This window comes from Stieleria mannarensis, assembly GCF_014154935.1.
In the GTDB taxonomy this organism is placed as follows: domain Bacteria; phylum Planctomycetota; class Planctomycetia; order Pirellulales; family Pirellulaceae; genus Stieleria; species Stieleria mannarensis.
Window position 1 is genome coordinate 244,073 of sequence record NZ_JACEHH010000003.1, and the last position, 13,271, is coordinate 257,343.

General features: G+C 60.4%; 7 protein-coding genes and 1 tRNA gene. 1 reads left to right on the top strand and 7 read right to left on the bottom strand.

Annotated elements, in window-relative coordinates; all coding sequences use genetic code 11:
* Positions 1–66 precede the first annotated feature (66 nt).
* Both H1B37_RS03450 and H1B37_RS03455 read right to left on the bottom strand, forming a co-directional pair.
* Positions 67–149 (bottom strand) — tRNA-Ser (locus tag H1B37_RS03450).
* 126 nt (positions 150–275) lie between these two features.
* On the bottom strand, positions 276–602 hold the full coding sequence (locus tag H1B37_RS03455) for a hypothetical protein (protein WP_182865207.1): 327 nt from the start codon (positions 600–602) through the stop codon (positions 276–278).
* Between the two features lie 233 nt (positions 603–835).
* On the opposite strand from H1B37_RS03455, the gene lysS reads away from it, so the two are divergent.
* The gene (gene lysS / locus H1B37_RS03460; RefSeq protein WP_182865208.1) at positions 836–2,443 is read left to right on the top strand and encodes a lysine--tRNA ligase; all 1,608 of its coding nucleotides are present in this window, start codon (positions 836–838) and stop codon (positions 2,441–2,443) included.
* Between the two features lie 145 nt (positions 2,444–2,588).
* Here the strand turns inward: lysS and H1B37_RS03465 are convergent, their stop codons facing one another.
* The 5 genes from H1B37_RS03465 to H1B37_RS03485 form a co-directional block, all read right to left on the bottom strand.
* Complete coding sequence (locus H1B37_RS03465; protein WP_182865209.1) at positions 2,589–3,602, bottom strand: hypothetical protein; 1,014 nt, start codon at positions 3,600–3,602, stop codon at positions 2,589–2,591.
* A gap of 106 nt (positions 3,603–3,708) precedes the next feature.
* Positions 3,709–5,364: a coiled-coil domain-containing protein gene (locus tag H1B37_RS33310; protein WP_286177366.1), complete on the bottom strand. Its 1,656-nt coding sequence runs from the start codon at positions 5,362–5,364 to the stop codon at positions 3,709–3,711.
* A 263-nt stretch (positions 5,365–5,627) separates the two neighbouring features.
* A complete protein-coding gene (locus H1B37_RS03475; protein ID WP_182865210.1) occupies positions 5,628–7,988 on the bottom strand; it encodes a coiled-coil domain-containing protein in 2,361 nt (786 codons plus the stop codon).
* A gap of 16 nt (positions 7,989–8,004) precedes the next feature.
* Positions 8,005–10,827: a VWA domain-containing protein gene (locus tag H1B37_RS03480; RefSeq protein ID WP_353620769.1), complete on the bottom strand. Its 2,823-nt coding sequence runs from the start codon at positions 10,825–10,827 to the stop codon at positions 8,005–8,007.
* A 2-nt stretch (positions 10,828–10,829) separates the two neighbouring features.
* Positions 10,830–13,262 carry a BatA domain-containing protein gene (locus tag H1B37_RS03485; RefSeq protein ID WP_182865211.1) on the bottom strand — a complete coding sequence of 811 codons (2,433 nt, stop codon included), beginning with the start codon at positions 13,260–13,262 and terminating at the stop codon, positions 10,830–10,832.
* Positions 13,263–13,271 lie beyond the last annotated feature (9 nt).

Genomic DNA, 13,271 nt, shown 5'->3' on the forward strand with positions numbered 1-13,271 from the left:
GCACAGGGGTGTGCCAAAGAAAAACACCTCGAAAACACGGTGGTTTCCGAGGTGTCATAACGAAAGCGGAGGACACGGGACTCGAACCCGCAACCGGTTGCCCGGCAACTGATTTCGAATCAGTCTGCTTGCCAATTCGCTTATCCTCCTGAATCGGCCGGCGGCGGTGTTGCGGGCCGCTGCCGGTGTAAATAGAAGTGTAAATCACACTTCGGGTTCAGGGCAAGTGGCGGTCGACGCGTGAATCTTTCGGACGCCGTCATTGCCACGTTATTTTAGTGGGTGTGGTAGACCTTGAACCCGAATTCCTTGAACCATTTTTCCCACTTGACCGCTTCGGCGTGGGTTTTGACCGGCAGCGTCCGCTCCTTGGGGCAGCGGTACTTGACGTCCATGTGACCGTTGTGCTGTTCCTTTTTGACTTCACAGCCCAGCTTTTTCAGGGTCGCCGCGATCGTGTCGGCCTTTTTGGCGTCATGAATGTGTTTGGCTTTCCATTCCTTGCACTGGAAATGGACCACTTCGGCAGCCGATGCGTTGGTCGACGCGGTTACGAGGCTGGCGGCAAATAGGAACAAGGCGAGGGCGAGAAAACGATGCATGGAGGTCTCGGATTCGATCGTTGGCGGGAGGGAAACAGGGCCATGTCGCGGCGTCAGGATGACGGCGAAAATGAGTTACGAACCGTCTGATTAGCCGACCGTCGCGATCCAGGTCAAGACAACTCGCCGGCGCTCGCCTTGTCAAAATCTGCTTTCGACTCGACAATTCGCCCCCAAAGCGTCGGAAATCCGGTTGGTTTCCGCGGCATTTTCCAACCCAATTAGCAGTCAAGATGAATCAGAACCCAGACGGCGGCAACGGAAATGGAACTCCCGACGACGGTGATCCGACCGATCCGAGAGTGGCGCGCCGGGAAAAACTGCGACAAATCGAAGCGCTGGGGATCGATCCCTATGGCTCGCGTTTTGACGACCGCACGCTGATCGGCGATTGCCGCAAACGGGCCGCGGAAATCAAGTTTCAAACCAAAGACGGCGAGCTGCTCGATTTGCCCGATGTCGAATCCGACGACGTCGACTATCGCCAGTGGAAATCCGACAACGGCCCCGGCGAAGAGATTGGGCCGATGGTCCGTGTCGCCGGTCGCATCATGTTGGCCCGGCCGGCTGGCAAGCTGATCTTTCTGAACATCAAAGATTGGACCGGTTCGATCCAGATTTTCATTGGTAAAAAGCAAGTCGGCGAGGACGATTTCGCACTGGCCAAACTGTTCGATCTGGGGGATCTGATCGCCGCCGAAGGTCGCTTGGGGCGTACCAACACGGGCGAGCTGACGGTGTTTGCCGAAAAGTTGACATTCCAGACCAAGATGCTCGAGCCGCCGCCGGAAAAGCACGCCGGGTTGACCAACCCCGAACTCAAACAGCGGATGCGATACGCGGATTTGGCGTTCAATAGCGGCACGATGGAAACGTTCCTGGATCGAACCAGGATCATCAAATCAATTCGTGCGACCCTGGATGCCGACGGGTTCTGCGAAGTCGAAGGGCCGACGCTGCACACGGTCGCCGGGGGGGCTGCGGCACGTCCTTTTGAAACGCACCACAACGCGCTCGACATGGGGCTGACCATGCGAATCGCCCTCGAGCTGCACCTGAAACGTTTGATGGTCGGGGGCATGGAACGCGTCTATGAACTCGGTCGCGTTTATCGCAACGAAGGTCTGAGCCCGCGCCACAATCCTGAATTCACGATGCTGGAGGTCTACCAGGCCTACGGCGACTACTCGTCGATGATGGATTTGACCGAGCGGGTGATCTGTAACGCGATCGAAGCGATCGGTGGCGGTTATCAACGTGAATATGGCGGCAAGACGATTGACTTTACGCCGCCGTTTAAGCGCGCCACCTATGCCGAGCTGTTCCAAGAAGCGACCGGGATCGACGAAAGCGATGACGCGGCGGTGATCGAGTACGCCAAGAAACTGGGGCTGGATCCGGAACACAAACACCCCGATGTGATCCGCAACGAGATCTTCGAAGAGAAGGTTGAAGACACACTGGAAGGTCCGATCTTTGTGATCGATTACCCGGCCAGCATCTGTCCGCTGACCAAACGGAAGCGAGACAACCCGGCGATCGCGGAACGATTTGAGTTGTTCATCAATGGGATGGAACTGGCCAACGCCTACACCGAATTGAACGACCCCGATCTGCAACTGAAACTGTTTGAAACGCAATTGGAAGGGTTGGACGACGAAGAATCGATGGCCAAGATGGACCACGATTTCATTCGGGCCCTGCGTCACGCGATGCCGCCAGCCGGCGGGCTGGGGATCGGGATCGATCGCCTGGTGATGATCCTGACCGGCCAGAAATCGATTCGTGACGTGATTCTGTTCCCGGTGTTGCGGCCGACCGAACGGTCGGAAAACGATTAAGACGTTCTTTGGGACAGTCGCCGTCCTCTCCGAGGTCGGCGCGGGGGCATGGCGTCACTTCTTGGGGCGCCGAGTTCGGAGAACACGGCGACTTTGGGGCGTCGTACGAAGCAATCGGCTAAAGCCTTGACACCAACGGAGTCGGTTAGCCGTCGGTGGCTCGTTTGCGGAAGTAGGCTTCGATGGCGTCGCGGTAGTGTGTGGGCAGATCACGGCTGATCTTTTGCAGGGCCTCTTTCCGCTCGGCCGGTGGCAGATTCCCCCAGCCGTCGTCGTCGCCCAGGTTCTTCTTCTTCACGTTCCCGTCACCGCTGCCGCCGGCAATTTGGCTGTCTTGCATCGGTGATTCCTGGCCGTTTTGCGGGTCGCCTCCCGAGCCGCTGCCGCCGCCCTGTTGTTGCTGTTGCTGCTGTTGTTGTTGCTCTTCAAGCTTGTCGATCAGCTTGGTCAGCTTGTCGATGATTTTCTGTTCCTGGTTTTCGACCTTCTCGTCGCTGCGTCCCAAATCCAGTCGGCGGGTGACGTCGGTCATCAGCCGCGAAATCTCATCAAGCGAATCTTCCTTCAACGGTTTGATGTCGGCGACCATCAATTTTGCCAAACGGGAAAACCGCACCGGGCAATCGTCTTCGTTTTCAAGCAACATCCGAAGATCGGCAAGCGCTTCGGATTTCATCAGCAAGGCGTGATAACAGGCCCCGCGGTAAAACAACGAACTGGCCGGGTCGACCGATTCGGTCACATCGACTTCGGCGATCACCGGCAGCGCCTCGTCGTACAACCGCGAACGCACCAGCATTCGCCCCAGCCAAGTCCGAACGCTCATCCGGATCGGCTTGGGCAACGATTCGATTTCGGCGTAATCCGCGGCCGACGGATCGATGCTGGCTGCGGCCGCCAACGGATCCTTGGCGGCGATCTCGGCGAGTCGCTCGACCGCATCGGTCAGACTAGCGACCGCGGTGACAAAAGCGTCCAGCGGGTCATCGACACCCTGTTCCAGTTGCTGCCGAAACCGCTCGGACGCCTCAGCACTGGCCGCCGGCGGGGCGCCGTATTCGTCCAACGACCCGCGCAGCACCATCGACATCTGATCGCCGTCGAGCACCTTCCAGCTCTGCCGACTTTCCAGCGACTGATCGGCCATCGCAGGCGTCACCGACAGGAAGACCGCGAAACAGTAAGCCGGGACTGAACAGAGAAAACTCCGCCGCTGCTGGAAAGTTCGGTTACGAATCACAGTGGTCCGCCTGTGTTGGAGTCGCTTACTGATTGCGCTGCATCACCAAGTCACGCGTTATTTTGTACAGCTTGGCCTGGCGTTCGGACAAGTTCTTTAGCAAAGGAAGCACATCCTGTGCCGATGTCTCATCCGATTGTAGGAGTTCAGCATAACGTTGTGTCGTCGATTTGATCCTGGTTTCCATGGTTCGGATCAGTTTCAGTTCGGAAATCGCACCCACCAGCGGCTGTTCTCCCGGCTGTCCGGCTTGTTGGGGCGCCGATTGGCCCTGTTGTTTTTGCTTCTCCAGGTCCCGCTGGGCCTGCTGCAGCGCGGCGATCATTTCTTCGATCGCGGCCAGGACATCTTGTTGAATGCCTTGAGTGATGGCATCAATTTGAGTTTTGCTCAATCTCTGGGCAATGCGGTCACTCTCGTCACGGATCTGCGCGACCACCTCTGGAAAGGCAACACTGGACCCCTCTTCGCGGAGTAACAGCATGGCCCGGTCCGCTTCGACGGTGATCTTTTTCTGGTCGAAGGACAGATCGCCGGCTTTCAGGTCCGTTTGCCGGCTGCGTTGCGATTTCGGCGTCGCGGCAAGTTCAGCCGTATCGTCGATCAGTTTGGATTGCATCGCAGCCATCTTCTTGAGACGACTTTCCAGGCGGGCAAGTTCCCTCTGCATCTCTTCCTCGCGAAGCTGACGCAGGATTTGTTCTAATTCGTCGATCGCCTGCCGCAGATTCTCCTCGGCCGCCAGCTGGTCCTCGATCGCTTCGTCGCGTTCGGACTGCTCCAGATCCTGCTCCGCCTGGCGCATCTTTTCGATCGCCTGCTGCAGTTTCTCTTCCGCCTGCTGCTGCGGCGTCTTAGGTTGCTGTCCCTGCTGTCCCTGCTGTCCCTGCTGTCCCTGCTGTCCCTGCTGTCCCTGCTGTCCCTGCTGTCCCTGCTGTCCCTGCTGTCCCTGCTGGCCCTGCTGGCCCTGCTGGCCCTGCTGGCCCTGCTGGCCCTGCTGTCCCTGCTGTCCCTGCTGGCCCTGCTGGCCCTGCTGGCCCTGCTGGCCCTGCTGGCCCTGCTGGCCCTGCTGGCCCTGCTGGCCCTGCTGGCCCTGCTGTCCCTGCTGGCCCTGCTGGCCAGACTCCCCTTCTTTGGACTCTCCTTCTTTGGACTCCCCTTCCTTCGACTCCCCTTCTCCCGACTCCCCTTCTCCCGACTCCCCTTCTCCCGACTCCCCTTCTCCCGACTCCCCTTCTCCCGACTCCCCTTCTCCCGACTCCCCTTCTCCCAACTCCCCTTCTCCCAACTCCCCTTCTCCCAACTCCCCTTCTCCCAACTCCCCGTTCTCTTCGGCGAGTTGTTCTTTCAACGCTTCGCCGCGATCGCCGATAGACTCCTGCTCTTTTTCGAGCTGATCGAGATCGGCTCCATTTTCGGTTCGCGCGCGGGTGCTACGTTGGGAACGTTCGATGCGTTTCAGATCCTTGATCATTTTCGTCAACCGCTCCTTCTCGTCGCGGATTCGGTTGGCGCGATCCTCGCTGGTCAGCAGTTTCAGGATTTCGGCCAGACCGGCGCTGGCGGAATCCTGGTTGGCGACCGCATCGGAGAATTTTTCATTGCGGAGTGCTTCGCTCGCCTTTCGCAGTTGTTGCAGCACGAACTTTTCGCGTGATTGCTTTGCCGCCTGGCGCAACAACGCCGCTCGATCGGGGTTCTCGGCGGCTTCGACATCCGCCAAGCGCAACAGCAGTTCTTCTAGTTTTTGGTAGCGGTCGGCGACGCCTGCTTGTCGGAGTACCAGATCGGACTCTTGGGCGTCGCTGATTCCGCCAACGGAAACGGAGACAAAGACGAAGCACAGTGCGGCCAAGCGGACCATCCGCCGCGGAGGCCGGTTTCGGCGATTCGACTCACGCATGGCGGCGTTGTTGCACATTGTGTTTTCCACGTCAGTTGCGGCTATTTGAATAGGTCTTTGACACGGTCTTTGCGCTCCTGCTGGGTGTCTTCCTTGAGTTGTTCTTGGTCCTGGATCAGACCGCGAACCAAGTCCAGCAGTTCATTGTAGCTTTCCAGGTCAAGCATCTTCTCCAAAACGGCCGTCAGCTCCAATAGCACCTGGTCGGCCGTTTGGATCGCCGCCTCGGTGTGCTCGAGCGCTGATTGCGGTTGATCGATGGATGTTTCGATGGCACGGATTTGTTGTTGAAGCTGGTCCATGGAGACGTCGACGATCTGTCGTAGCGGGTCGCGGACCCCGCTGCCGAGTCGTTCCTGGCGGTCCTTGGAGTCGACGCGGTTGTTGACCATTTCCAGCAACAGGTCGTCGAGCGATTCGGCGATCCCGGTCAATTCTTCGGTGGTTTTACTCGCCTGCAAACCACTTTGCTGGACTCGCAACCCGATGATCCGCAGCTCGCGCTGTCGCGTCTGCTGTTCCGTTTCCCCTTGCTGACCTTCCATCGAAAGTTCAAAGCGGTCGGCTTGGAACCCCGCCAGTTGTTCGCGGAGCCCCTGGGTTTCGGTCACGGTCTGTTCCAATCGCGTTCGCAGTCCCAGTTCACGCCGCTCCATCAACGTCAACAATTCTTCGGGTGTGACGACTTGGAGCCGAAAGATTTCGCTGGACGTCAAATGGGTTCCTTCCAGGTTGTAAGCATCGCGTGCTTCGGCATAGACGCTGATGGCACTGCCGGGTTGGAGCGCGGGGATGCGTCCGGAGTTGGTCAATTCACGCAGGTCGATAACGGTTTCGGCTTGTCCGTCGCGATCCAGTTGCAGCGGTTGCGAAATCGGCTCGATCGTCCCTGGTTGCATGTCGTCGGATTCCGCGTCGTCCTGCCCGGATTCTTCGTCTTGTGGTGCAGCGTTGCTTTGCGCGACCACCGCCGTCACCGACTCGACTCCATAATCATCTTCGGCGACACATTCCAGCGGCAAGCGAGCGATCGGTGTGACCGCGGACTGGATGCCTTTGAGCGACAGTGAAACGCTGGGCGGTTCATCCAGGATCGCGCCCAAAAAGTAGCGAAACGGAGCTTGGGCGCTGATGCCGCTGGGGTCCGAGGGAACAACTCGGATGGCGGTCGGGCTTTGGAATCGGTCCAGGTTCAACTGCACGCTGCCGCGGTCCTCGGAATACTGCAGATCGGTCAGCCGAGTTTCTTGACCGTCGGATTCGAGGACGACATCGACGTCACCGAGCGGCAGACTGGAAACCGCCTCCAGCGTCACCCGGCTTCCTTCACTGATCCGCAATCCGGCTTGGTAGGTCGTTTCCACGTCGTAGTCGTCTGCCCCATCACCGCCCGGCCCGCGGAGATAGTCCGGATAGCGAACCTTGACCTGCATCGATGCGATCGCCGGCGGCTCGGCGGCTTCGATCCGGTAGTCGGTCAGTCGGTCGTCGAGCCCTTGGATGGAGAACGAGAACGACGACGCCAAATTGCTGAGCGGGGGGCCGTCGAGCACAAACGATTGGTAACCGTCTCGTTCGCGTCCCACCCGCCGCATGTTGGATTGCCCGCGCGTGCCATCATCGGTTTCGTAGTAAACGGTGCACGCTGAGGGGACTTCGGCGTCCTCTGCCGCGGCGCGGATCCGCAGCGTAGCGCTGCTGCCGGCCGGCAGACGCATCACTCCGTTTTCGAATTCAATTCTCTCCGGATCGGCATCCTGGATGTTCGATGCGCTGACGGTGGGCAGGTCCACGCCGACCATTTCCAGTTTCGCCCGCCGCGGCCAACGTGCGTCGGACATCAGCGTCAATCGCGCCGCGGCCCGGGCAAACGCGCTGGGGCTGAAAGCTGCCAGCACCAACGCCAACAACAACAAGGGGCCCGCGATGGCCGCTTTTTGGACCAGCGGCTTCATTCGAAACACCCGTCCCGGGTCGACTTCGTCCACCGATTGCGAGGCCTCGTGGTGCACCAATCGCAACAGATCCGGTGAATGGGAATCGCCCGAGCGACCGGGGCGGCTGAGTTGGACAGCCGTCACCAATCGGCCCGCCAATTGTGGATGGTGGCGTTCGACCAACAGCGCCAAACTGTCGTCGGGCAAGGGGCGGATGAGCCGATCGATCAGCATCCGCACCACGATCACAAACACGGCAAGCCCGACGGCCCCCAGCAGGATTCCACGCGCCGACCGTGGCATCTCCGTGCCGCCGAGTGTGACCGGCACGTAATCGACGAGCAGCCCGATCCAAAACGCCGACAACACCACCGCCAGGATCGCCAACAAGGAATCCCAAACCACGTAGCGGCGAATCCGCCCACGAAGCGATTGAAGCAACGATTGGAGTTCAGGATCAAGCATTCGAATGATGTTTTACCTACGCGAGTCGGTGGAGTCGCCGGACCACCCATTCCATTGTCAGCGCACTGGCGATCAGCCACAACAGCATGGCGTTTCGTCGCTGGGTGAAAATGGGATCGGGCGTGCCGGGCAGAATCGTGGTTTGGGGTTGGGGGCGGATGGTCGTGGTGATTTCATTGGCCAGTGTTTCGCCGGAGGCCTCGGCATCGACCTTCCAGTATTTTCCGCCGGTGGTCCGGGCCAGGCTGTCCAGGTCTTCATCGTTGCGTCGCGGCCGTTCCAATTCGACCGTCGGCAGGCGAACCTGAACGTTTTGCCGAAAGACTTCTTCGTTCAAGGCGTCACCGAGGGTCAGCCGCAATTCGTGGTTGCCGTCGGTGCGGACGACGAATCGTCCGCTGTAGATCCCCGGTCGCGATTCGCCTTCGACGGGCGTCAAACGGACATCCTCGACGCCTTTGGGGGTGATCAATTTTGCCTTGACCTCCGGCAACGTCAGCGGTTCGAATTGTTCGTCGGTCAACACGGCGCGGACCGTGATGGTGTCGCCGACCATCGCCCGCGGCGTGTCGACCAACAACAATCCGCGGTTGCTGTCGCGCAGCAATCGCCCTTCGCTGACCCAGCGGATCAGTTTGGTGTAGTAGTTGTCAAAGTACGCGTCGCTTTCACGTCGCATCCGCCACATCTCGCCGCTGCCTTGGAAAAACACGCGGCCGGCACCATAAAACTGGCTGGCCATGTAAACCGGCAGCGAATCGGAGATCCGCGTGGTCGGGTCGGAGAAATACGCGTACACCTTGGCGATCGGTTTGGCCGCTTTGACGCCGACGTAATCGTAGACGCCGCCGAAGGAGTCCCAAGCTTCGAAGCTGGATGCCGGGTCATCGGTCACCCACAAGAATTCGGCACGACGCGCTTCGGGCGTGAACTCCAACGGCCACGCCGTTTCGCCGCCCTCCCGACCCGAACCCATCATCAATCCGCGGCTGGAAAACGTGACCGGAAAGAAGCTCGCGATTCGTGAGACACGTGGATCGGTCCGCAGCCGCAACCAACGCGGGTGATAGACCGGGCCGCCGACGATGATCAATCCGCCCGACTGCGAGGCCAGCCAACGATCCAGCAGATCGATCGACGCGGCGGGGATCTGTGTCCAATCGGGATCGAACATCGCGATCGCGTCGTACTCGAATAACTCAGCCGGCGTGGACGGAAACTCCGTCAACAGCTGATCGGCATCCTGGCTCATCCCCGGTTGTCCGGTCTGCAACCACGTGTCCAGGCGGATGGATTTCTCGCGGTGCAACAGGTTTCGGACGAAGCGGTACTCGCGTGTCGGACCGCCGGCGATGGTCAGCACGCGCAGTTTTCGCGCGACCACTTCATACCGCGCGTCGCTGACGTCATCCTTTTGGTTCTGGTCTTTTTCGACCGGCAAGATGCGGATCGCCAATCGACGCCGCCCCACCGACTCGGGTTCCAATTCGAACTTGATCCCCACCAACGAACCGTCGCCGGAGAGCGTCACACTTTGGGAATCGACCACCTCGGTCGGCAGCGAGTCGGATGCGTTGCCGTCGGTCGTGGTGGAATCCAATCCATCCAACAGTTGGACTTGGATTTTCAAGGAATCGCCGCCGGTGGCTTGAAGCACGGCCGAAACGGCGAATTTGTCGTTGGGGTAAACACGTTTGGGGGCGTCCAGATCGACCACCCGGACATTGGTCGGGGGCTTGCTGCTGCCCAGTCCGACCGGGTAGACCGACACCTCACCCCGTTTGGCCAGCGCCATCGCCGAAGCCACGTTGCTGCCGCCATTGTTTTGGCCGTCGGTCATCAACACGATGCCGGCCAGCGTCGTCGGGTCGTGGCTTGCCAACACGTTGCTGATCGCATCGCCGATCCGGCTTTGCGACGCGGAGGCGGCGACGGCGTCTTCCCAGTTGAGCACCTTGATCGGTGGCTGCGCCGATTCTGCCCCCTCGCCCGAATCGTCTCCATCGCGATCCAGCTCTTGTGGCGATTCGTCGTCGGCAAATCCGACCAGCGAGGCAAACGAACGCGTCGTCGCGCTGCTGTACGCGAAACCGCACATCAAAATACCGGCACACATCGTGACTGCGGTTGCCCCCAGTAACCAACCCAGGCCCTCACGGCCGCCTCCGGATTGGGAGTCCGGCGCCGGGGCGGACAATCCACCCACCAACAGCGAGGAAAGCGACAAGACGAAGGCGATTCCCAACAGAATCATCCCGATGATGGCGACCGGTGACGGACGGCGCGGCGGAGCGACTTCGTCAACCGACTCCTCGGCCTGCAACGCCGTCTCAGTGTTGCCGCCGTTGGTCTGCAGCAACAGCGGTTCGGGGGCGTCGCCAAAGCTGTACACGCTGACGCGATGCTGCTGGCCGAGACGATTGACCAAATCGTTGTCCGCCAGAATCTCCGCGGCGCGTTTGGCGCGACTCTCACTGCCCAGCGTGTCGGATTCGGCCAGCGACATGCTCTGGCTGGTATCGACCAACACCACGACTTCACTGGGACGCAAAACTTCGCGCTGGGTGCGACGTTGCAGGTCGAAGAAGAAGAACAGTAACGCGACGATGATGGTGATGCGCAGGCAGATCAACGTGATGCTGACCGATCGAGACAGTTCGGCGGTGTCGCGGCGATAGAAGCGCGCACAACCAAAGATCACCACTGCGGTCGAGATCACCAGCAGCGCCCACCACCACCAGCCTTCGATCGAGCCGGCGCGGGCGAATTCATAGACCGTGCTTTCCAGCGCCGGACCGCCGTCGCCGGAAAAAGCGGACTGTTCCAATGTTTCTTGCACGCCTATCGCCCTCCTGCCGCCAAACCAAACGCGTGACGTTCCGACCCGCCCTGCGGATCATCTGCCCCGGCTACCGACCCTCGCCCGCCGCCGCGAACCGGGATCGACGCCCGGGCGTGGTAGCTGGCCCAGTATGCCAGTGCCTGTTCGGCGGCCAGCAACAGCCCCAACAGTGCCAGCAGCATCAATCCGAGCGTGGAGCTGCCGGCGAATTGATTTTGTTGCCGCCAGTCGTCACTGGAAACAAACTGCACGTCCAGGGGGAGCAGGCTGCGTCGAATCTCTGCGGCGTCGGCACGCTCCAGTTCGCCCTCGCCGGTGACGATCGTGCTGGCCGACGGGATCACTTCGCTGCCGCCATCGGCTTTCAACAACCCCCATTCGAACAGCCCCGGTCGCAACAAGTCGTCGACGTTGGATTCACTGGCGATCAATCGTTCGACCGGATCAAGAGACACTTCGACGGTGTCCGTGCCGACCTCGTTTCCGATCACCTCCATCAAAACCCGTGGAGGCGACTGGGAAGGCGTCAGCAATTTCATCTCTGGAAAATACGCTCGCGTGGAAACGGTTTTTTGCAACGGATCGATCACGCTGCGCGAGGTCGTTGCACTCGCACCGCTCCAAAGTCTGGCATTGGACAGCAGCATGAACGGGACAAACGTCGGATCGCCGGGCCAATTGGTCCAAGCGGCGTCCAAGCTGGTCAACACCGTCACGACCGTTCCGGCACCGAAGCTGTGTTCGGTGACCAGCGGCTCGCCGTCGCGACGGACCAGCACGTTGCGATAACGCCGTGTCTGCGCGGCGGTTTCCTGCCCGGCGGTGTCTGCGTCATCGTCGAGCGTCCATCCTTTGGCGACGCCGATCATCGACAGCGACGCATCACCGGCACTGCGCAGTGGATCCAGTAACGTGTCGGTGTCACCGAACAGGACGTCGCCGGTTTGGTCGGTCCCGCCGACGGGCAACTCACGGATCGAATCGAGCGGGGCCGGCAGCAACTGTCGGTCCGGCGAAAGCAAGGTCCGGTTGTAGTCTTCAGCGGTAACGGAATCACCGAGGAACCAGGCGATCCCGCCACCGTTTTGTACGTATTGTTGCAACGCGGTCGCAGCGGTCTCGTTGACCTGTGGCAGATCCAGCAAGTAGATCGCACGGTAGGGGGCCAACATTTCCATCGTCGCACTCCGCAGGAACGCCGGCGGTTTGATGTCCGGTTGGGCACCGATCCGCACTTGGCTGCCCGGGTCCAAAACCGCAGCGACGGTGTACGCACCGGCTTCGTCGACGTCGGAATCGATCACCAACACGCGTTCCACGTCGGTCAGCGGCAACGTGCAGGTTCGTTGATTGTCGATGCCCAACGCGTCGGACGGCAATTCGACTTCGATCGCATGCGTCCCCGTTTCGGCGACGAAGACTTGAAACGACTTTGTGATCTCCGCCCCGGCGGCCAGGGATTCGATCACCAATCCCGGCAGCGCTTCGACGACACCGCTGACACGCCGCGACGGGTCGACAGCCGTGACCTCGTCACCGTAGCGGATGACTCGACAGGCCAACGTGACGCTTTTCACTTCGCTGGCACTGTAATTTTTGATGGTTGCCCGCACGACCACCGGAACGCCGGCGACCCAGACGTCTTGGACCGGCGCCAGATCCGTGACCGCCAAGTTCCGTTCCGGACGTTGGGCACAGTCGATCAGACGCACCTTCAAGTCATCGCCGGAAAACTTGCGCATCGCTTCGGCCAGTCGCTCGGTCGATCCCCAATCGCGGTCGCGGAAATCGCTGGCGATGTAAACGAATTGACTGTCCGCGTCTGTCGCCGCGGCCAGTTCGCCGGCCAAGTCCAGCGCCGGCACCAGATCGGTGCGGATCGGCGAAACTTCGGTCGCCATCACGCGTGCGATCACCCCGGCGTCGCCCAGCACGGTTTGGCTGGACAGGTCGGCCGCCGCGTCACCGGATTCGCTGCCCCCCTGAACCGCCAGCGACGCCCGGCTGGCACGCATCACCGTCAGTTGATGGTTGCCTTCGTCGCCGGCCAATCGTTGGGTCAATTGTTGCAGCGCCTGGAGTGCTCGATCGTAGGCCGTCGTCTCACCACTGCCGCTGACGTCCCCCATCGAATAACTGTCGTCCAGGATGACGATGTGGTGTGTCGTTTGACCGCCCAGTGCACCGAGGAGATGGCGTCCGCCGGTCCAGCCGCACAGCATCATCACCAGTAACGCGGCGACGGCCAATCGCGTCAACAACAGCAACAATTGCCGCAACCGCAACCATTTTTTCTGTTTGCGATAACTGGCCAACAGAAAATCCATCGCGGCCCAACGGCGGCGGCGATGCCGCAGCATGTTGATCAGATGCACCAGCAGCGGGACGGCGACGAACCCGAAACCGGCCAGAAGAGCGGGATACAAAAACATTCTTCGCGG

Excerpts from the sequence above, each read along its gene's own strand:
- H1B37_RS03455 (WP_182865207.1), bottom strand. The coding sequence starts at position 602 with ATGCATCGTTTTCTCGCCCTCGCCTTGTTCCTATTTGCCGCCAGCCTC.
- H1B37_RS03475 (WP_182865210.1), bottom strand. The coding sequence starts at position 7,988 with ATGCTTGATCCTGAACTCCAATCGTTGCTTCAATCGCTTCGTGGGCGG.
- lysS (WP_182865208.1), top strand. The coding sequence starts at position 836 with ATGAATCAGAACCCAGACGGCGGCAACGGAAATGGAACTCCCGACGAC.
- H1B37_RS03485 (WP_182865211.1), bottom strand. The coding sequence starts at position 13,262 with ATGTTTTTGTATCCCGCTCTTCTGGCCGGTTTCGGGTTCGTCGCCGTC.